The sequence below is a fragment of the Streptomyces sp. NBC_00335 genome (assembly GCF_036127095.1).
Classification (GTDB): Bacteria; Actinomycetota; Actinomycetes; order Streptomycetales; family Streptomycetaceae; genus Streptomyces.
The window spans coordinates 3978393-3998651 of sequence record NZ_CP108006.1 but is presented as its reverse complement, the minus strand read 5'-3'; the positions used below and the strand labels follow the sequence as shown (position 1 = coordinate 3998651).

Genomic DNA, 20259 nt, shown 5'->3' with positions numbered 1-20259 from the left:
GACAGGGGCGGAGGGGTTGGGGCACGCTTGAGTCTGTTCCACTCAAGTCAGCTGGAGGAATCAAAATGGCACGTGCGGTCGGCATCGACCTGGGCACCACTAACTCCGTCGTCAGCGTTCTGGAAGGCGGCGAGCCCACCGTCATCACCAACGCCGAGGGCGCCAGGACCACGCCGTCCGTCGTCGCCTTCGCCAAGAACGGCGAGGTCCTCGTCGGCGAGGTGGCCAAGCGCCAGGCGGTCACGAACGTGGACCGCACCATCCGCTCCGTCAAGCGCCACATGGGCACTGACTGGAAGATCAACCTGGATGGCAAGGACTTCAACCCGCAGCAGATGAGCGCCTTCATCCTGCAGAAGCTGAAGCGCGACGCCGAGGCGTACCTGGGCGAGAAGGTCACGGACGCGGTCATCACCGTCCCGGCCTACTTCAACGACTCCGAGCGCCAGGCGACGAAGGAGGCCGGCGAGATCGCGGGCCTGAACGTCCTGCGTATTGTCAACGAGCCGACTGCCGCCGCCCTGGCCTACGGTCTCGACAAGGACGACCAGACCATTCTCGTCTTCGACCTCGGTGGCGGCACGTTCGACGTGTCCCTCCTGGAGATCGGCGACGGCGTCGTCGAGGTGAAGGCCACCAACGGTGACAACCACCTCGGTGGCGACGACTGGGACCAGCGCGTCGTCGACTACCTGGTGAAGCAGTTCCAGAACGGTCACGGCGTCGACCTGGCCAAGGACAAGATGGCGCTCCAGCGTCTGCGCGAGGCCGCCGAGAAGGCGAAGATCGAGCTGTCCTCCTCCACGGAGACCTCGATCAACCTGCCCTACATCACGGCCTCCGCCGAGGGCCCGCTGCACCTGGACGAGAAGCTCACGCGCTCGCAGTTCCAGCAGCTCACCGCGGACCTGCTCGACCGCTGCAAGGCCCCGTTCCACAACGTCATCAAGGACGCGGGCATCAACCTGTCCGAGATCGACCACGTGGTCCTGGTCGGCGGCTCCACCCGCATGCCGGCCGTCGCCGAGCTCGTCAAGGAGCTCACCGGCGGTCAGGACGCCAACAAGGGCGTCAACCCGGACGAGGTCGTCGCCCTCGGCGCGACCCTCCAGGCGGGCGTTCTCAAGGGTGAGGTCAAGGACGTCCTGCTCCTCGACGTGACCCCGCTGTCCCTGGGTATCGAAACCAAGGGCGGCATCATGACCAAGCTCATCGAGCGCAACACCACGATCCCGACCAAGCGGTCCGAGATCTTCACGACGGCCGAGGACAACCAGCCGTCCGTACAGATCCAGGTCTACCAGGGCGAGCGCGAGATCGCGGCGTACAACAAGAAGCTCGGCATGTTCGAGCTGACCGGCCTGCCGCCGGCCCCGCGTGGCGTCCCGCAGATCGAGGTCTCCTTCGACATCGACGCGAACGGCATCATGCACGTCACTGCCAAGGACCTGGGCACTGGCAAGGAGCAGAAGATGACCGTCACCGGCGGCTCTTCCCTCGCCAAGGACGAGGTCGACCGCATGCGCCAGGAGGCGGAGCAGTACGCGGACGAGGACTCCCGCCGCAAGGAGGCGGCCGAGTCCCGCAACCAGGGCGAGCAGCTCGTCTACCAGACGGAGAAGTTCGTCAAGGACAACGAGGACAAGGTCCCGGCCGAGATCAAGGACGAGGTCCAGGCGTCCATCGACGAGCTGAAGGAAAAGCTCAAGGGCGAGGACGCCGCCGAGATCCGCACCGCGACCGAGAAGCTCGGCGCCGTCAGCCAGAAGCTCGGCCAGGCGATCTACGCCGACGCCGGTGCCCAGGCCGCCGGTGGCGCGCCGACCGGTGACGCCGGCCAGGCCGACGCCAACGACGACGTCGTCGACGCCGAGATCGTCGACGACGAGAAGCCGAAGGGCGGCGCGGCCTGATGTCGGAGGAGACCCCGGGCTTCGACGAGAAGCCCGAAGTCCCCGCCGACGCCGCGCCTGACGACGACGCCGCCGAGTCGAAGGCCGCAGCTTCCTCCAAGGAGGAGGCCGCGGCCCCGGCCGGGGACTCCGCAGCAGCACCGGATGTCGCTCTGCTGGCCCAGCTGGACCAGGCCCGTACCGCGCTCGGCGAGCGCACCGCGGACCTCCAGCGGCTCCAGGCGGAGTACCAGAACTACCGCCGCCGGGTGGAGCGGGACCGGATCGCCGTCAAGGAGATCGCGGTCGCGTCCCTCCTGACGGAGCTGCTCCCGACCCTGGACGACATCGGCCGGGCGCGGGAACATGGCGAGCTGGTCGGCGGCTTCAAGTCGGTGGCCGAATCGCTGGAGACCGCCGCGGCCAAGATGGGTCTGCAGCAGTTCGGCAAGGAGGGCGAGCCCTTCGACCCGACGATCCACGAGGCCCTGATGCACTCGTACGCGCCGGACGTCACCGAAGACACCTGCGTGGCGATCCTGCAGCCGGGGTACCGGATCGGCGAGCGTACGATCCGTCCCGCGCGGGTCGCGGTGGCCGAGCCCCAGCCGGGCGCGGCGCCGAAGTCCGAGGCGGCGGAAGGCGAGTCCGCGTCGGACAAGGACGCGGATGCCCCCGACAAGGGCTGACGTTGCGGCGGCCTTTGCACGACACGCAGGACACGCAGGACAAGAAGTAGCGCGAGAGGAGGGACACCGGGGATGAGCACGAAGGACTTCGTCGAGAAGGACTACTACAAGGTCCTCGGTGTCCCGAAGGACGCCACCGAGGCCGAGATCAAGAAGGCGTACCGGAAGCTCGCCCGCGAGTTCCACCCGGACGCCAACAAGGGCGACGCCTCGGCCGAGGAGCGCTTCAAGGAGATCTCCGAGGCGAACGACATCCTCGGCGACGCCAAGAAGCGCAAGGAGTACGACGAGGCCCGCGCCCTGTTCGGGAACGGCGGCTTCCGCCCCGGTCCCGGCGGGGGCGGCGGCTCGTTCAACTTCGACCTCGGCGACCTCTTCGGAGGCCAGCAGCAGGGCGGCGCGGGCGGCGGCTTCGGCGGTGGCGGCGGCGGACTGGGCGACGTCTTCGGCGGCCTGTTCAACCGCGGCGGCGCCGGCGCGGGTGCGGGCACCCGTACCCAGCCGCGCCGCGGCCAGGACATCGAATCGGAGGTCACCCTCTCCTTCACGGAGGCGGTGGACGGGGCCACGGTCCCGCTCCGGATGTCCTCGCAGGCGCCCTGCAAGGCCTGTTCGGGCACCGGCGACAAGAACGGCACGCCCCGCGTGTGCCCGACCTGCGTCGGCACCGGCCAGGTCTCGCGCGGCAGCGGCGGCGGCTTCTCGCTGACCGACCCCTGCGCGGACTGCAAGGGCCGCGGCCTCATCGCCGAGACCCCGTGCGACATCTGCAAGGGCAGCGGGCGGGCCCGCAGCTCCCGGACCATGCAGGTCCGGATCCCGGCGGGGGTCTCCGACTCCCAGCGGATCCGGCTGCGCGGCAAGGGTGCTCCGGGCGAGCGCGGCGGCCCGGCCGGCGATCTGTACGTGGTCGTGCACGTGGACGCGCACCCGGTCTTCGGCCGCAAGGACGACAACCTCACGGTGACCGTTCCGGTGACCTTCGCGGAAGCGGCGCTGGGAGCCGACATCAAGGTCCCGACCTTGAACGGCCCCTCGGTGACGCTGAAGCTGCCCCCGGGCACCCCCGGCGGCCGCACGATGCGGGCCCGCGGCAAGGGGGCGGTCCGCAAGGACGGCACCCGCGGCGACCTGCTCGTGACGGTGGAGGTCGCGGTCCCGACCGAGCTGAACGACAAGGCCCGCGAGGCCATGGAGCTGTACCGCGAGGCGACGGAGTCCGAGGACCCGCGCTCCGCTCTGTTCGAGTCCGCGAAGGGAGCATGACATGGACGGCCGCCGTAGGAGCCACTACCAGCTCACCGATGAGACCCCGGTCTACGTGATCTCGGTGGCCGCCCAGCTCTCGGGCCTGCATCCGCAGACCCTTCGCCAGTACGACCGCCTCGGCCTGGTCTCCCCGGGCCGTACGGCCGGGCGCGGCCGGCGCTACTCGGCCCGTGACATCGAACTGCTCCGCACGGTGCAGGCGCTGTCCCAGGAAGAGGGCATCAACCTGGCCGGCATCAAGCGGATCATCGAGCTGGAGAACCAGGTCGCCGCGCTCCAGCAGCGCGTGGCCGAGCTCTCCAGCGCCGTCGACGGAGCCGCCGCCGTCCTCCAGCAGCGCGAGGCCCAAGTGCACGCCTCGTACCGGCGCGACCTGGTCCCGTACCAGGCTCCGCAGCCGGGCAGCGCCCTGGTCGTCTGGCGTCCGGCGCCCAAGCGCCCGATGGACTGACCGACGGACTGCCGGACCGGCGGACTGCCGGACCGGCGACGCCGCGAACGAAGAGAAGGCCCCGATCCACCGGATCGGGGCCTTCTTCTCGTTTCCGGGCCCACCCGTACACCCGTCCAGGCTTCCAGGCCGCTCAGGGCCTCCTGCCGGCCCCACGGCGGCGGTCCGGGCCCGCGGCGGCTACTTGTCGTCGAGGATGCCCGACTGGGCGATGAGGAAGCCGAGCTGGGCCCGGCTGCCGCTGCCCAGGGCGGAGGCGAGCTTGGCGATGTGCGCGCGGCAGGTCCGTACGTTCATCCCCAGCCGGCGCGCGATGGCCTCGTCCACGTGCCCCTCGATGAGGAGCTGGGCGATGGATCGCTGCACGCCGGAGATCCCCGCCGGCGTGTGCTCGTAGGTCACCTCGTCGCCCAACGGCACGGCCCGGCGCCACAGTTGCTCGAAAACCTTGATGAGGTACGCCACGACTCCGGGGTGGCGCAGCTCCAGCGCGACACGCCGGTCGTCGCGGGCCGGGATGAAGGCCACGCTACGGTCGAAGATGATGAGGCGCTCGATCAGTTCTTCGAGGGTGCGGATCTCGACCTTGCCGGTGGAGACGCGGTCCGCGTAGGCGAGCATGCTCTGGCTGTGCCGCGCGGTGTGCTGGTACAACGTGCGGATGCTCACCCCGCGGTCGATCACGTTGGTGCCGCGCTCCAGCGACTGGGACAGGACGAAGGGGGAGCGGCCCCCGCCCGGCTGGATCGTCAGGACCTCGGTGTGGCACTCGGCCGTGGCCAGATCGAGCGCCGCGTTGATCTGCTCCAGGCCTTCGTGCGCGGTGATGGCGTGGGTGTTCGCGGGGCTCCGGGCGCTGATGGCGAGGAACGGCTCGAAAGCATCGGTGAGGTCCACGGCGCTGCGGCGCCGGTCCTGGATCTCCTTTTCGAGGGGATGGAGCCGCTGTGCCAGTGCGACGGAGGGGGGAACCGCTCGGAGTTGGTTCGCGTCATCGGGATCGGAGCGCAAGAGACCGAATTCGAGCAGGCAGGGGACGTTGACGACCTCGCTGCGGGCCACGCGGCCGGCGCTCAGGGCCGCCGCGTAGAGCCGTGTTCCCTCGGTGCACATGCTGGTGACCGGGTGGGGATGTGTCGGGTTTGTGGCTGTATTGGGCAAATCTCCACCCCCCAGGGTCCTGAACATGTAAGAACATGATGCATCGTCCCTGTGGCACCGGCGTGCCTGAATAAGCCATCGTCTGACACGCGGGGGAGAGGATTCCATCAAGTGAGGACGAAGCCGACCATGTACAAGAGAATGCTTCGCTCGGCGCTTGCCGTTGTTTTCTCCGCCGTTGCGGTCTTTGGGGCAATCAGTGCCGCCACTGGGGATGCGGATAGCGTGCGAGCCGCGTCGGGGTCGAACCCGGCATCGGTGCAGGCGGGCAATACGGATATCGGGTGGGACTCCATGCCCATGGGCGACATCGGGTGGGACTCGGCGCCCACGGACATCGGCTGGGACTCCACGCCGGCGAGGGTCTCCTGATGACCCCCGACGATCATGGCTTCCGCCGTGAAATGGCATCGGCCTACCGCTCCGGCTGGCAATTCATCGATCTCACCAGCGCCATTCCTTACGCCGGCGACTCGCTGAAGGTCACCCTCTTCGGCCAGCCGATCATCGTGGTGCGGGAAGAGGACGAGGACGTCCGCGCCTACCGCTGTCTGCGCCGTCCCCGGGGCGCTCCGCAGCCCGTCCGCTGCGAGATCCGGTACGGCATGGTCTTCGTCAATCTGGACCAGCGTGATCATCAACTTTTCGAGCCCGAATCCGCCGCCACCCCCCGCAGTGCCTGAAGCGATTCCCCTGTCGTCGCAGATCGCTCAGGCACTACCCCCACACAGCGACGCCATCGTGGACCTGACCACGATGGCGTCGCTGTGATGTTCGTGTCCAGGGGTTGAACCGGACATCGTGGATCCGGACACCGCCGCGGCCGCGGATCCGGACGCCGCACCGGCTGCGGATCCGGACGCCGCCGCGGCCACCGGCTACGCGCGCCCCATGGCGCGGTCCAGCGTGATCTCGATGACCACCCGGTCCGGGTTCGGCGAGGGCATCCGCCCGTACCGCTCCGCGTAGCGCAGTACCGCCTCCGCGACCGCGGCCTCGTCCGTACGGACCACCGCGCGGCCCTCCAGGGTCGCCCAGCGCCGCCCCTCCAGCTGGCACACCGCCACCCGGGCCCCGCCCTGCGGGCCCTCCTGCGACGCCAGCACGTTGCGGACCTTCTTGCTGCCCTTGTTGGTGATCACCCGTGCCAGTCCGGCTTCCGGGTCGTAGGTCACGCCCACCGGGACCACGTGCGGGCTGCCGTCCGGACGCTGCGTGGTCAGCGTGCATATGTGCCGCTCCCGCCAGAAGGCGAGGTACTCCGGCGTCGGGTTGAGTACGTCATGAGCGGTGCGGGCCGTGCCGGCCGGGCTGGGAGTCGACATGCGCGAAGGGTACGTCCCTCCACCTTGAGTGGAATAGACTCAACTTTGTGCAGGTTACTCATGTAAAGCACACACAGGAGAGGGAAGGGAGAAGGCGCACGTGGATGCCGAGCTGACCAACAGGAGCCGGGACGCGCTGAACGCGGCCACCACCAGGGCCGTCAAGGACGGGCACGCGGACCTGACGCCCGCGCACCTGCTGCTGGCGCTGCTCGCCGGCGAGGACAACGAGAACATCACCGACCTGCTCGCCGCGACCGACGCCGACCAGGCCGCCGTACGCGCCGGAGCGGACCGCCTGCTCGCCGCCCTGCCCAGCGTCACGGGCTCCACGGTCGCGCCCCCGCAGCCCACCCGCGAGCTGCTCGCCGTACTGGCGGAGGCCGACGCGCAGGCCGGGAAGCTCGGCGACGAGTACCTCTCCACCGAACACCTGCTCATCGCCGTCGCCGCCAAGGGCGGCGCGGCCGGTGAGCTCCTTTCCGCACAGGGCGCGACCGCGAAGAAGCTGCTGTCCGCCTTCGAGAACTCAAGAGGAGGGCGGCGGGTGACCACCCCCGACCCCGAGGGCCAGTACAAGGCCCTGGAGAAGTTCGGCACCGATTTCACGGCGGCCGCCCGCGAGGGCAAGCTCGACCCGGTCATCGGCCGCGACCACGAGATCCGCCGCGTCGTGCAGGTGCTCTCGCGGCGTACGAAGAACAACCCGGTGCTCATCGGCGAGCCCGGCGTCGGCAAGACCGCCGTCGTCGAGGGCCTGGCCCAGCGCATCGTCAAGGGCGACGTCCCCGAGTCCCTGAAGAACAAGCGGCTGGTCTCCCTGGACCTCGGCGCGATGGTGGCCGGTGCCAAGTACCGCGGCGAGTTCGAGGAGCGGCTCAAGACGGTCCTCGCGGAGATCAAGTCCAGCGACGGCCAGATCATCACCTTCATCGACGAGCTGCACACGGTCGTCGGCGCGGGCGCCGGCGGGGACTCCTCCATGGACGCGGGCAACATGCTCAAGCCCATGCTGGCCCGCGGCGAGCTGCGCATGGTCGGCGCGACCACCCTCGACGAGTACCGCGAGCGGATCGAGAAGGACCCGGCGCTCGAGCGGCGCTTCCAGCAGGTGCTGGTGGCGGAGCCGAGCGTCGAGGACACCATCGCGATCCTGCGCGGGCTCAAGGGCCGCTACGAGGCCCACCACAAGGTCGTCATCAACGACAGCGCGCTCGTGGCCGCGGCCACCCTCTCGGACCGCTACATCACCTCCCGCTTCCTGCCCGACAAGGCCATCGACCTCGTCGACGAGTCCATGTCCCGGCTCCGCATGGAGATCGACTCCTCCCCACTGGAGATCGACGAGCTCCAGCGCTCGGTCGACCGGCTGCGGATGGAGGAGCTGGCCCTGAACAACGAGTCCGACGCCGCCTCCCGCGAGCGCCTCGACAAGATCCGCAAGGACCTCGCGGACAAGGAGGAGGACCTGCGGGGCCTCACCGCCCGCTGGGAGAAGGAGAAGCAGTCCCTCAACCGGGTCGGCGAGCTCAAGGAGCGCCTGGACGACCTGCGCGGCCAGGCCGAGCGCGCCCAGCGCGACGGGGACTTCGACACCGCCTCCAAGCTCCTCTACGGGGAGATCCCGGCCCTGGAGCACGAGCTCGCGGAGGCCACCGAGGCCGAGGCCGAGGTCTCCAAGACCGGACGATCCAAAGACGCGATGGTCAAGGACGAGGTCGGCCCGGACGACATCGCGGACGTGGTCGGCGCCTGGACCGGGATCCCGGCGGGCCGGCTGCTGGAGGGCGAGACCCAGAAGCTGCTCCGTATGGAGGACGAGCTGGGCCGGCGCCTGATCGGCCAGGGCGAGGCCGTGCGCGCCGTGTCCGACGCCGTACGCCGCACCCGCGCGGGCATCGCGGACCCGGACCGGCCGACCGGCTCGTTCCTCTTCCTCGGCCCGACGGGCGTGGGCAAGACGGAGCTGGCCAAGGCCCTCGCGGACTTCCTCTTCGACGACGAGCGGGCCATGATCCGCATCGACATGTCGGAGTACGGCGAGAAGCACAGCGTGGCCCGCCTCGTCGGCGCCCCGCCCGGGTACGTGGGCTACGAGGAGGGCGGCCAGCTGACGGAGGCCGTCCGCCGCCGCCCGTACTCCGTGGTCCTCCTGGACGAGGTCGAGAAGGCCCACCCCGAGGTCTTCGACGTCCTGCTCCAGGTCCTCGACGACGGCCGCCTCACGGACGGCCAGGGCCGCACGGTGGACTTCCGCAACACCATCCTGATCCTGACCTCGAACCTGGGCAGCCAGTTCCTGATGGATCCGTCCACAGCTGTGGACGAGAAGAAGGCCCGGGTCCTGGACGTGGTGCGGGCCACCTTCAAGCCGGAGTTCCTCAACCGCCTCGACGACCTGGTGGTCTTCTCCGCCCTGAGCGGGGCCGAGCTGGCCCACATCGCCGAGCTCCAGATCGGCCGCCTGGCCAAGCGCCTGGCCGAACGCCGCCTCACCCTGGACGTCACCCCCGAGGCCCTGGCCTGGCTGGCGGACAAGGGCAACGACCCGGCGTACGGCGCCCGCCCCCTGCGCCGCCTGATCCAGACGGCCATCGGCGACCGCCTGGCCAAGGAGATCCTCGCGGGCGAGATCCGCGACGGCGACACCGTCCGCGTCGCCGTGGCGGGCGACGGCCTTCTGGTGGGCAAGGCGCTCTAGCTTCCGGCGGGCGGGGCGCTGTAGCGACCCGGCAGTAACAAGGCGCTGCAATCCGCCGCAATACCGCCTCAGCCGGGCCCCGGGATCCCCGGGGTCCGGCTTACCCGGGCCCTACTCCTGTCCGCCCTGCGCGGATCGGCGCCTTCCGGGGTGGACACGGGGTGGGCGCGATGGGGGAGGATGGCGGCATCCGCACGAAGGGAAGTCACACGGTGAGCATCGACCCGGCCTCGATTCCGAACTTCGGAGGGCAGCAGCCCGATCCGCAGGCCACAGGACCGGCGGGCCCCGTCGTCCCCGACCAGGACCTGGTCAAGCAGCTCCTGGAGCAGATGGAGCTCAAGTACGTCGTCGACGACGAGGGTGACCTCGCGGCGCCGTGGGAGGACTTCCGCACGTACTTCATGTTCCGCGGCGAGGACGAGCAGCAGGTCTTCTCCGTGCGGACCTTCTACGACCGCCCGCACAAGATCGAAGAGAAGGCTCAGCTCCTCGAGTCCATCGACGACTGGAACCGCCGCACGCTGTGGCCCAAGGTCTACAGCCACACGCACGACGACGGCTCCGTCCGCCTGATCGGCGAGGCGCAGATGCTGATCGGCACCGGCGTGAACCTGGAGCACTTCGTGTCCTCCACGGTCAGCTGGGTCCGCGCGTCGATCGAGTTCGACAAGTGGCTCGTCGAGCAGTTCGGCCTGGAGAAGGAAGTCGACTCCGCGGACGAGAAGTCCGAGGGCGAAGGCGAAGACGGCGCCGGCGAGACCAACTAGGTCCTCGCGGTCCGCGCCCGACCCCTCACGGCGCCACCCTCACGGCGCCACCCCGGACGCGAGCAGCAGGTACGGCCCGTATCCGTACGAGAGCCCGGCCAGCACCACGGTCACCACGACCGCGGTGCGCGGCCGGGCTTTCGCCATGAGGGCCGCCGCCGGCAGCAGGAGGGTGAACGCGGGCAGCAGGAAGCGCGGCTTCGATTCGAAGAAGCCCGCGCCGCCGTAGGTCATCGCCAGCAGCACGCCCGTGTAGACGAGCAGCGGCAGCGGGATCCGGCGGTCGGCCGCCAGCAGCCCGGCGAGCACCAGCGCGGCCGTCAGCAGGACCACCGTCACCGTCGTGGCCAGCTCCACCTGCCCGATACCGGACAGCGCGTGCCGCGCGGAGCGCAGCGCCCCCGCGCCGAAGTCGAAGCGCGAGCCCCAGCCGCTCTGGACGGCGAAGTAGCCGCCGAGCGGATCCCCCCGGCGCACGCCGACGAGCAGGACGTACGAGGCCCAGCCCGCGGGAGCGGCCAGCCCGGCGGCCCACACCGCCGCGGGTGCGCGGCCCCGCCGCCGGCAGATCTCGTACGCGGCGGCCGCCGTCACGGCGGCGGCGACCGCGATCCCGGTGGGCCGGGTCAGCCCCGCGAGCACGGCCAGCCCCGCCGCCCAGCCCCAGCGGCCGCGCAGCAGGGCGTACAGGGCCCAGGCGGCGAAGGCCGCCAGCAGGGCCTCGGTGTAGGCGAGGGTCAGCATGAGGGCGTGCGGCACCGAGGCCCACAGCGCGACGAGCAGCAGCCCGGCGCGGGCCCCCAGCAGGTGCCCCCCGACCCGGTACACCCCCACGGCGGCCGCGCCCGCGGCGATCCAGGCGACGGCCAGCGCGGCGACGGTCAGCGAGCCGGGCAGCACGAGCGAGGCGCAGCGGATCAGGACGGGGTAGAGCGGGAAGAACGCGGAGTCGCTCTGCACGGACCCGATGCCGGGATAGATCTGGGTCCGCCCGTAGCCGTGCTCGGCGATCCGCAGGTACCAGACGGAGTCCCAGGACTCCCCGAGCACCCGTACGGGGCTGCGCCCGGTCCACCAGGCCACCACGGCGACCGCGAGCACCCCGCCCGCGCGCACGGCCGCGTACACCCCGAGCGCGAGCACGGCGCCCGGCACCCGCCCGGCCCGGCCGGACAGCCCGGTGCGCCGCCCGGGCCGTGCGCCGTTCGACAGCGTTTCCGTCGCCATGCGTCCCGACTTTCTGGGGTGCTCCCGATCGGAGTCGCCACGATGGGCAAACCCTACGACTACAGGGCTGCCGAGCCCCCCGAGCCCCCGGGCCCCGCCCTCAGAGCCGCCGCAGCCGCTCCACGGCCTCCTCCAGGACGTCGGTGCGCTTGCAGAAGGCCCAGCGGACGTGGCTGGCGCCGGCGGCCTTGTCGTCGTAGAAGACCTGGTTCGGGATGGCCACCACGCCGCAGCGTTCCGGCAGGGCCCGGCAGAAGGCGAGGCCGTCGTGTTCGCCGAGCGGGGTGATGTCGGTGGTGACGAAGTAGGTGCCCTGCGGGCGGAAGACCTCGAAGCCGGCCGCCGCGAGGCCGTCGGAGAGGAGGTCGCGCTTGGCGGCCAGGTCCGCGCGGAAGGAGTCGTAGTACGAGTCGGGCAGGGCGAGGGCCTCGGCGATCGCGTACTGGAACGGGCCCGAGGACACGTAGGTCAGGAACTGCTTCGCCGAGCGGACCGCCGTGACCAGCTCGGGCGTCCCCGTCACCCAGCCGACCTTCCAGCCGGTGAAGGAGAAGCTCTTGCCGGCGGAGGAGATGGTGACGGTGCGCTCGCGCATGCCCGGCAGGCTCGCCAGCGGGGTGTGGACGCCCTCGAAGACCAGGTGCTCGTACACCTCGTCCGTGATGACCAGCAGGTCGCGGGAGACGGCCAGCTCCGCCACCGCGGCCAGCTCGGCGGGGGTCAGGACGGTGCCCGTCGGATTGTGCGGGGTGTTCAGGAGCAGGAGGCGGGTGCGCGGGGTGACGGCCGCGCGCAGCGCGTCCACGTCGAGGCGGAAGTCGGGGGCGCGCAGGGTCAGCGGCACCCGGACGGCCCCTGCCATCGCGATGCAGGCGGCGTAGGAGTCGTAGAAGGGTTCCAGGGCGATGACCTCGTCGCCCGGCTCCAGCAGGGCCAGCAGCGAGGCGGCGATGGCCTCGGTGGCTCCGGCGGTGACGAGCACCTCGGTGTCGGGGTCGTGGGCGAGGCCGTAGAAGCGCTGCTGGTGGGCGGCGATCGCCGTACGCAGCTCCGGCACGCCGGGGCCCGGCGGGTACTGGTTGCCCCGGCCGTCGCGGATCGCGCGCACCGCGGCCTCGGCGATCTCGGCGGGGCCGTCGGTGTCGGGGAAGCCCTGGCCGAGGTTGATCGCCCCGGTGGCGGTGGCCAGTGCGGACATCTCCGCGAAGATCGTGGTGCCGAAGGCCGCCAGCTTGCGGTTGAGGAAGGGGCGGTTGGTGCGTGCGGGAGCGCTCATGGGCGCCATCCTGCGGGGAAGCTCTGGACTTGCTCAAGTGTGCTTTGGGCCGTGTACGGCACGGGCATCCCCCCAGCACGCGGGACGAAGGGGATCCCGCACCCCGGGCAACCGGGGGAGCAGAGAGGGGTCGGGGGATGATCCTCGGAATAGTGATCTTCGTGGTGGCGGCCGTGGTGATCGTCGGGCTGGTGGCCAAGGTCAGCGGGGCCGGCGGCCGGAGCGTCGGCGGCAGCCGTGGCCGCAGCAGCGGCAGTGACGGCGGCGGGGGCTGGTGGGCCGGGGGCGACTCGGGGGGTTCCTCCTCGTGCGGCTCCTCCTCGTCCAGCTGTGGCTCCTCCTCGTCCTGCGGCGGCGGCGGAGGATGCGGTTCCAGCTGAGACGGGGCAGCATGGAGGCATGGCTCCATGGCTTCAGCCTCCGGACCACCTTCGTACCGCGTCCCGCATAGGTGAGGCGCCCGCCGGGCACAACTTCCGTCGGGCGTCTTCTTGTTCGGACGTCACGGCCGCGCATTACGGCGTACGGGCGGCATGTCGTTGAACACGTGAACTGGGTAGCCCCCGAGGGGATGTAAACCCCTGCAACTTGGGTAAAAACGCTGTGAGTGCCGTGCCTTTCATGATTCCCTCGGTTGAGTAGACCAGTCCTCGGACCTCCCTGGACTTCCTGTGGACCCGTGCCGGTGTCCCCCCACCCGTTGACTACCGCTGGCGGGCCCCGGCCCATCTCCCTCGCGCGTTTGCGGAGCCGACTCATGCTCACGACCCTCCAGACCACCTATACCGACACGCGTGCCGCCGATCTCGCCTGGGCCCTGGGTCGGGAGCGGCTGCCCGCCCTGGCCGTACTGAACCTCGAACTGGGTGGAGCGAAAGTGGAGTTGCGCCTGCTCGGGGCCTCCCACCAGGTACTCCTGGAAGAGGGCGACGTGCTCTGCTCCGAGACCGTCGCCTGTATGCCCGGCAGCAGCACCCCGCTTCCGCTCGGCGTGGCCAAGCGCGTCGGCGACTGGGAGTACGAGTTCGCCGCGCGGGTCGAGAACCTCTCGCGCGGCTCCTTCGCCGGGCGCGCGCAGGAACTGCTCGCGCTGGTCGCGGACCACCCGAACGGGCTCGCCGGCACCTTCCCCGGCAGCCCGCACGCCTTCACCGCCATGCTCGCGCAGCGCTACGAGGGCCAGGTGCGCTGGCGGACCTGGCACGCGTACCCGCAGGAAGGGCAGTTGGTGGCCACCCGCACCCGGGTCGGCGTACGGGCCGCGGGGACGGGTGCCGGTGCGGGCGTGGACGCGGCGGGCGCCGTGCAGCTGGGCGCCCAGGCGCCGGTGCTGATCTAGCGCCGTGCCGGGCGTCGCGACCCGGTGAACCCTTCCGGCCGCAGCGCCAGGCCGAGTCGGCCGGGCCCCAGGGGGCGTCCCGGCCGGGCGCCGGCGCCGATCCGGGGGCCCTGGGGTCGCGGGGGTCGCGGAGTTGCCGAGCGGTTACGCCAACTGCCCGAACCAGTGCGCCACTTACACCCATGTGGGTGACCGGATGCGAGCAGGCGGTGACGTACGGTTCGCTTCATGATCGACCGTTCCGCCCCGCGCGGGGTGCTTTCGGCTCCGGAGCCGCGCGGTGTGGCCCGCGTCCCGGCCGCCCTGCCCGTACGGCCCAGGACCGGCCGACTCCTCGTCCTGGCCACCGTGTTCGTCTGCGCCGCCTGCGGGCTCGTATACGAGCTGGAGCTGCTCGCCCTCGGCTCGTACCTCATCGGCGACTCCGTCACCCAGGCGTCGGTCGTGCTGTCCGTCATGGTCTTCGCCATGGGCGTCGGATCCCTGCTCGCCAAGGCCCTGCGCGCCCGCCCCGCCTTCGGCTTCGCCCTCGTCGAAGCGGGCCTCGCCCTGCTCGGCGGGCTCTCCGCCATAGCGCTCTACGCCAGCTTCGCCTGGCTGGGGGAGTCCCGGCCCGCCCTCGTCGCCTTCTCCTTCGCCATCGGCGTCCTGATCGGCGCCGAGATCCCGCTCCTGATGGTCCTCATCCAGCGCATCCGCAGACAGGACGCGGGCGGCGCCGTCGCCGACCTGTTCGCCGCCGACTACGTCGGCGCCCTCGTCGGCGGCCTCGCCTTCCCCTTCCTGCTGCTGCCCGTCCTCGGACAGCTCACCGGCGCCATGTTCACCGGCACCGTCAACGTCATCGCCGGCGGCGGCCTCGTCCTGTGGCTGTTCCGCCGGGACCTGAGCCGACGCGCCCGCTGGCTGCTCGTCGCCGTCAACGTCACCGTCCTCACCGTCCTGGGCTGCGCCACGGTCCTCGCCGACGACTTCGAACGCGTCGCCCGCCGCGCCGTCTACGGCGGCGAGGTCCGCGTCGCCGTCCAGACCGGAGTCCAGGAACTCGTCCTCACCGGTCCCCCGAACGGCTCACCGCGCTCCCTCGACCTCTTCCTCGACGGCCGCCTGCGGGTCAGCGGCTACGACGAGTACCGCTACCACGAGGCCCTCGTGCACCCCGCGATGACCGGCCCGCACACCCGCGTCCTGGTCCTCGGCGGCGGAGACGGCCTCGCCGCCCGCGAGGTGCTGCGCTACCGCGACGTCGCCTCCGTCACCGTCGTCGAACTCGACCCCGGAGTCGTGCGGCTCGCCCGGACCGACCCGATGCTCTCCGCGCTGAACGGGCGGGCGTACGAGGACCCGCGCCTCGGCGTCGTCACCGAGGACGCCTTCCGCTGGCTGCGCGCACCCGCCTCCCGGGCCCGCTTCGACGTCATCGTCTCCGACCTGCCCGACCCCGGGATCACCCCCAGCACGAAGCTGTACTCGCAGGAGTTCTACGGGCTCGCCGCGCGGGCCCTGCGCCCCGGCGGGCGGCTCGCCGTCCACGCGGGGCCGCCCGGCACCAGGCCCCGTACCTACTGGACCGTCGAGGCCACCCTGCGCGCGGCCGGCCTGCGCACCGCCCCCTACAGCGCGGGCGGCCGCCTCTCGGGCTTCGCCGCCGGCCCCGACCGGGTGCTCGGCGCGGGCTCCGCGTCCGCCGCCGCCGCGAAGCTCCCGCAGGACTGGGGCTTCGTCCTGGCGGCCCGCGAGGGCGTGCCCCGGCTGCGGGTGGACCGGGAGACGCCCGTCCTGCGGTCCCTGTCCACGCAGTCCCTGGCCGACGCGGCCCGGGACACGGAGAGCACCCGGGTGGCGGGCCTCCCGCCGTCGACGCTGCCGCACCCGAGGTACTCGTAGCCGGAGTGCTCGTAGCCCGGGTACGCATGGCCGGGGTACTCGTGGCCGGGCGGTCGCGTCGGTAGGCTCGTCCGCATGGAGCATCAGGTGTTCGTACCGGTCCCCTCCGCCGACGTCCGCGCCGTGCTGCGCGACCCCGCCCGGCTGGCGCGATGCGTGCCGGGGCTCCAGCAGGACGCCGATACCGAGGCCGGGCCGCTGTCCGGCCGGCTGAGGGTGCGGGTCGGCGGGCACACCGTCACCTACCGCGGCACCCTCGCCGTCACCGAGCAGGACCCGGACCACTTCACCCTCGCGGGCGAGGGCACCGAGGTGCGGGGGAGCGGGACCGTGAAGCTCTCCCTCGTGCTGCGCCTGACCGAGGCGGACGGCGGCACCCGGCTGGAGTTCACCGCAGAGTCCGCCGCCGACGGCCGCGCCGCAGCCTTCGCCCCCGACGCGGCCGCCACGGCCGCGCACCGCCTCCTGGACCGCGCCGCCGGGCACCTCGCGGCCCTCGCGGTCGACGGCACCGCCGGGGCGGGCGAAGCAGCGGTGGACACCGCCGCCGACTCCGACGTGCACGCCGACGTCGACTCTGACTCTGATGCTGGCTCTGGCTCTGGCTCTGACTCTGGTGCTGACTCGGACCACGAGGACCCCGGCCCCGGGTTCACCGAGGTCACCGCGTCCGTGTTCGACACCGACGTCCCGCCCCCGTCCCTGGACCCGTTCCTGGAGGGCACCTTCGAAGGCATGGCCGACCTCGGGGACCTCGGCGGCCCCCCGCGTCCGCCGGCCGAGGCCGCGCACGCCCGCCGCACGATGATCGGCCGCAGCGCGGAGGAGGTCGACCACGCGCCCCCGCGCGGCCGCTACGCCCCGGTCCCGGCCCCGACCTCCGCCTCCGCGAACGCCAACCTCCGCTGGATCGCCCCGGCCGCGGCCGTGGCCGTGGCCTCGGCGGTCCTCCTGGGCCGCGCCCTGCGCCGCCGACGCTGACCCGGGGAACGCGCCCGCTTCCCGGCGCGGGCCTGAACACCCCGCCGGGCTGACTAAGGTCATGGCATGAGTACGCAACTGCGCGCCGGCGGCGCCGAGGTGACCATCGACCAGCAGAACGGCTGCCGGATCAGCAGTCTGCGCATCGACGGGACGGAGCTGCTGCGGCAGGGGGACCACTACGGGTCCTTCCCCATGGTCCCGTGGTGCGGCCGGACCAGGGACGGGCAGTTCCAGGACGGCGCGACCCTGCACCAGCTGCCGCTGAACCACCCGCCGCACGCCATCCACGGCTTCGGCCGCGACGCCGCCTGGCGCCCCGCCCGGGCCACCGCCACCGAGGCCGCCTTCACGTACCCGCTCGCCGACCCGTGGCCGTACGAGGGCCTGGTCACCCAGATCTTCGAGCTCGGCGAGAACGCGCTGACCCTGACGATGGGCATCGAGACCTACGGTGACTCCTTCCCGGCGCAGGCCGGCTGGCACCCCTGGTTCCTGCGCAACCTCGCCGGCGGCGGGGCCGACGTACGCATCGACTTCGAGGCCGCCTGGCAGGAGGAGCGCGGCGCCGACCACCTCCCCACCGGCAACCGCATCGACCCCAAGCCCGGCCCCTGGGACGACTGCTTCGGCATGCCGTACGGGGTCGACGTCACCCTCACGTGGCCCGACGCCCTGGAGCTGAAGGTCACCAGCCGCTCCGAATGGGTGGTCGTCTACGACGAGGAGCCCGAGGCCGTCTGCGTGGAACCGCAGTCGGGCCCGCCGAACGGACTGAACAGCCTCCCCCAGTTGGTCACCCCCGTGGACCCGCTGGAGATCTCCACGACGTGGACGTGGCGGCGGCTCGGGTAGGGCCCAATTAAGCTCGGGGCCATGAGTGACGTCAACGAAGTAATGGCGGTAGCCACACGCGATGCGCTTCTGCAGCAGATCAAGGACAAGGCCGTCGTGCACGGCAAGGTGATCCTCTCCTCCGGCCGCGAGGCCGACTACTACATCGACCTCCGCCGCATCACCCTGGACGGCGAGGCCGCCCCGCTGGTCGGCCAGGTCATGCTCGACCTCACCGCCGACCTGGAGTTCGACTGCGTCGGCGGCCTGACGCTGGGCGCCGACCCGGTTGCCACCTCGATGCTGCACGCCTCCGCCGCGCGCGGCGCGCGCCTGGACGCCTTCGTCGTCCGCAAGGCGCAGAAGGCGCACGGCATGCAGCGCCGCATCGAGGGCACCGACGTGAAGGGCAAGCGCTGCCTGGTGGTCGAGGACACCTCGACCACCGGCGGTTCCCCGCTGACCGCCGTCGAGGCGGTCCGCGAGGCGGGCGGCGAGGTCGTGGCCGTCGCGACGATCGTCGACCGCGGCGCGGCCGACGCCATCGCGGCCGCGGGGCTGCCTTACCTCACCGGCTATCAGCTGGACGACCTCGGTTTGTCCTAACCCTCGGACAGTGGGTCGTGCTTCCGCACAACTGGTGACTTAGGTCCTCAGGAGTCCGTAAGCAGGTCCTGACCTGCGGTTTTCTGTTCGGGTGGAGTGTTTCACGTGAAACACTCCACCCGGATCGGGCCGCGTGGTGCCGTCACGGAGGTGGAGTGTGCCCCCGAGTCTGGAAAGATGGGCACGACGGCAACGTCGCCCCCAGGTCAGGGCCCGCAATAAGCACACTCCCCGCACATCCAAGGAGCGGACAGATGCCCATCGCAACCCCCGAGGTCTACAACGAGATGCTCGACCGGGCGAAGGCAGGCAAGTTTGCCTACCCGGCGATCAACGTGACCTCGACCCAGACCCTGCACGCTGCACTGCGCGGCTTCGCGGAGGCCGAGAGCGACGGCATCATCCAGATCTCCACCGGTGGTGCGGAGTTCCTGGGTGGCCAGTACAACAAGGACATGGTCACCGGCGCCGCCGCCCTGGCCGAGTTCGCGCACATCGTGGCCGCCAAGTACGACATCACCGTCGCGCTGCACACGGACCACTGCCCCAAGGACAAGCTGGACACCTACGTCCGCCCGCTGATCGAGATCTCGGCCGAGCGCGTGGCCCGCGGCCTCAACCCGCTCTTCCAGTCGCACATGTGGGACGGCTCCGCCGAGACCCTGGCCGACAACCTGGCCATCGGCCAGGAGCTGCTCGCCAAGGCCGCCGCCGCGAAGATCATCCTCGAGGTCGAGATCACCCCGACCGGTGGCGAGGAAGACGGCGTCAGCCACGAGATCAACGACGAGCTGTACACCACCGTCGACGACGCGCTGCGCACCGCCGAGGCCCTGGGCCTGGGCGAGAAGGGCCGCTACCTGCTGGCCGCCTCCTTCGGCAACGTGCACGGCGTCTACAAGCCGGGCAACGTCGTCCTGCGCCCCGAGCTCCTCAAGGACCTCCAGGCCGGCGTCGGCGAGAAGTACGGCAAGTCCTCCCCGTTCGACTTCGTCTTCCACGGCGGCTCGGGCTCCACGGCCGAGGAGATCGCCACCGCGCTGGAGAACGGCGTCGTGAAGATGAACCTCGACACCGACACCCAGTACGCCTTCACCCGCCCGGTCGTGGACCACATGTTCCGCAACTACGACGCGGTCCTGAAGGTCGACGGCGAGGTCGGCACCAAGTCGAAGTACGACCCCCGCACGTGGGGCAAGGCCGCCGAGGCCGGCATGGCCGCGCGCGTCACCGAGGCCTGCGCGAACCTGCGCTCCACGGGCACCAAGCTCAAGTAGCAGCGGCTCACGCGGCAGCTCCAGTAGCAGCGGCTTCCCGGAAGGGCCCGGTTCCGCCGTCCACGGACGGCGGGGCCGGGCCCTTCTGCGTGCCCGCGTGCCCGCATCCCCCAGACTGTGGGCATGTCTCTTCACCAGAACCTCCTCGGGGGCCCCGCCCCCACCCACCTCCCCGACGAGCCGGGCATCGCGGCCGTCGCCGCGGGCACCCCCGCCGTCGAGGTGGCCGCCGCGCACCCGACCTCCTCCCTCGCCTGGGCGCTCCTCGCCGACGAGGCCTTCGCGGCCGGCCGCACGGTCGAGTCGTACGCGTACGCCCGTACGGGCTACCACCGCGGCCTGGACGCGCTGCGCCGCGCCGGCTGGAAGGGCCACGGCCCGGTGCCGTGGGAGCACGAGCCGAACCGCGGCTTCCTGCGCGCCCTGAACGCCCTGGCCCGCGCGGCCGGCGCGATCGACGAGAAGGAGGAGTACGAGCGCTGCTCGACCTTCCTGCGCGACTCCTCCGAGACGGCCGCGGACGTCCTCGCCGTCTGAGGCCGTGCCTGAGGCGTGATCCTTCTGCGCCCGTACC

At 71.4% G+C, this 20259-nt stretch carries 20 protein-coding genes; 16 read left to right on the top strand and 4 right to left on the bottom strand.

The features are described from left to right. Positions 1 to 65: 65 nt before the first annotated feature. From dnaK to OHA37_RS17810, 4 genes are all read left to right on the top strand, one after another. On the top strand, positions 66 to 1913 hold the full coding sequence (dnaK, locus tag OHA37_RS17825; RefSeq protein WP_266906379.1) for a molecular chaperone DnaK: 1848 nt from the start codon (positions 66 to 68) through the stop codon (positions 1911 to 1913). After that, positions 1913 to 2581, top strand: a complete 669-nt coding sequence (gene grpE, locus OHA37_RS17820) for a nucleotide exchange factor GrpE (RefSeq protein ID WP_266906377.1) — start codon at positions 1913 to 1915, stop codon at positions 2579 to 2581. Before dnaK ends, grpE begins: the two co-directional genes overlap by 1 nt. 72 nt (positions 2582 to 2653) lie before the next feature. Continuing rightward, the gene (dnaJ, locus tag OHA37_RS17815) at positions 2654 to 3847 is read left to right on the top strand and encodes a molecular chaperone DnaJ (protein WP_266906375.1); all 1194 of its coding nucleotides are present in this window, start codon (positions 2654 to 2656) and stop codon (positions 3845 to 3847) included. A gap of 1 nt (position 3848) precedes the next feature. Then, positions 3849 to 4301, top strand: a complete 453-nt coding sequence (locus OHA37_RS17810; protein ID WP_266906373.1) for a heat shock protein transcriptional repressor HspR — start codon at positions 3849 to 3851, stop codon at positions 4299 to 4301. Positions 4302 to 4481: 180 nt separating this feature from the next. On the opposite strand, the gene OHA37_RS17805 is transcribed toward OHA37_RS17810, so the two are convergent. Beyond that, positions 4482 to 5489, bottom strand: coding sequence for a helix-turn-helix transcriptional regulator (locus tag OHA37_RS17805; protein ID WP_266906371.1), 1008 nt, complete (start codon positions 5487 to 5489; stop codon positions 4482 to 4484). A gap of 84 nt (positions 5490 to 5573) precedes the next feature. On the opposite strand from OHA37_RS17805, the gene OHA37_RS17800 reads away from it, so the two are divergent. Next, a complete protein-coding gene (locus OHA37_RS17800) occupies positions 5574 to 5834 on the top strand; it encodes a hypothetical protein (RefSeq protein WP_266906369.1) in 261 nt (86 codons plus the stop codon). Further along, complete coding sequence (locus tag OHA37_RS17795) at positions 5834 to 6145, top strand: (2Fe-2S)-binding protein (RefSeq protein ID WP_266906367.1); 312 nt, start codon at positions 5834 to 5836, stop codon at positions 6143 to 6145. Before OHA37_RS17800 ends, OHA37_RS17795 begins: the two co-directional genes overlap by 1 nt. A 195-nt stretch (positions 6146 to 6340) precedes the next feature. Here the strand turns inward: OHA37_RS17795 and OHA37_RS17790 are convergent, their stop codons facing one another. Then, on the bottom strand, positions 6341 to 6787 hold the full coding sequence (locus OHA37_RS17790; protein WP_266906365.1) for a pyridoxamine 5'-phosphate oxidase family protein: 447 nt from the start codon (positions 6785 to 6787) through the stop codon (positions 6341 to 6343). 100 nt (positions 6788 to 6887) lie between these two features. On the opposite strand from OHA37_RS17790, the gene clpB reads away from it, so the two are divergent. Continuing rightward, positions 6888 to 9488 (top strand): ATP-dependent chaperone ClpB, encoded by a 2601-nt coding sequence (clpB, locus tag OHA37_RS17785; RefSeq protein ID WP_266906363.1) that lies wholly within the window; start codon positions 6888 to 6890, stop codon positions 9486 to 9488. Positions 9489 to 9700: 212 nt separating this feature from the next. Beyond that, complete coding sequence (locus OHA37_RS17780) at positions 9701 to 10258, top strand: YbjN domain-containing protein (RefSeq protein WP_266906361.1); 558 nt, start codon at positions 9701 to 9703, stop codon at positions 10256 to 10258. Between the two features lie 39 nt (positions 10259 to 10297). Here OHA37_RS17780 and OHA37_RS17775 read toward each other — a convergent pair whose 3' ends face one another. After that, the gene (locus OHA37_RS17775) at positions 10298 to 11485 is read right to left on the bottom strand and encodes a mannosyltransferase family protein (RefSeq protein ID WP_266906359.1); all 1188 of its coding nucleotides are present in this window, start codon (positions 11483 to 11485) and stop codon (positions 10298 to 10300) included. A 100-nt stretch (positions 11486 to 11585) separates the two neighbouring features. Beyond that, positions 11586 to 12770 (bottom strand): pyridoxal phosphate-dependent aminotransferase, encoded by a 1185-nt coding sequence (locus OHA37_RS17770; protein ID WP_266906357.1) that lies wholly within the window; start codon positions 12768 to 12770, stop codon positions 11586 to 11588. A gap of 128 nt (positions 12771 to 12898) precedes the next feature. Between OHA37_RS17770 and OHA37_RS17765 the strand changes: the two genes are divergently transcribed. The 8 genes from OHA37_RS17765 to OHA37_RS17730 all read left to right on the top strand — a co-directional run bounded on the left by OHA37_RS17765 (position 12899) and on the right by OHA37_RS17730 (position 20222). Continuing rightward, on the top strand, positions 12899 to 13141 hold the full coding sequence (locus tag OHA37_RS17765; RefSeq protein ID WP_266906355.1) for a hypothetical protein: 243 nt from the start codon (positions 12899 to 12901) through the stop codon (positions 13139 to 13141). Between the two features lie 377 nt (positions 13142 to 13518). After that, positions 13519 to 14100 carry a DUF2617 family protein gene (locus OHA37_RS17760; RefSeq protein ID WP_266906353.1) on the top strand — a complete coding sequence of 194 codons (582 nt, stop codon included), beginning with the start codon at positions 13519 to 13521 and terminating at the stop codon, positions 14098 to 14100. A 228-nt stretch (positions 14101 to 14328) separates the two neighbouring features. Next, positions 14329 to 15987 (top strand): polyamine aminopropyltransferase, encoded by a 1659-nt coding sequence (locus OHA37_RS17755; RefSeq protein WP_266906351.1) that lies wholly within the window; start codon positions 14329 to 14331, stop codon positions 15985 to 15987. 75 nt (positions 15988 to 16062) lie between these two features. Further along, on the top strand, positions 16063 to 16968 hold the full coding sequence (locus OHA37_RS17750) for a CoxG family protein (protein WP_266906349.1): 906 nt from the start codon (positions 16063 to 16065) through the stop codon (positions 16966 to 16968). A gap of 66 nt (positions 16969 to 17034) precedes the next feature. After that, positions 17035 to 17823, top strand: a complete 789-nt coding sequence (locus OHA37_RS17745) for an aldose epimerase family protein (RefSeq protein WP_266906347.1) — start codon at positions 17035 to 17037, stop codon at positions 17821 to 17823. Between the two features lie 21 nt (positions 17824 to 17844). After that, positions 17845 to 18408, top strand: a complete 564-nt coding sequence (gene pyrE, locus OHA37_RS17740) for an orotate phosphoribosyltransferase (protein ID WP_266906345.1) — start codon at positions 17845 to 17847, stop codon at positions 18406 to 18408. Between the two features lie 254 nt (positions 18409 to 18662). Continuing rightward, the gene (fbaA, locus tag OHA37_RS17735) at positions 18663 to 19685 is read left to right on the top strand and encodes a class II fructose-bisphosphate aldolase (protein ID WP_112446238.1); all 1023 of its coding nucleotides are present in this window, start codon (positions 18663 to 18665) and stop codon (positions 19683 to 19685) included. A gap of 123 nt (positions 19686 to 19808) precedes the next feature. Beyond that, positions 19809 to 20222, top strand: a complete 414-nt coding sequence (locus OHA37_RS17730) for a DUF3151 domain-containing protein (RefSeq protein WP_266906342.1) — start codon at positions 19809 to 19811, stop codon at positions 20220 to 20222. The last annotated feature ends 37 nt before the right edge of the window (positions 20223 to 20259 follow it).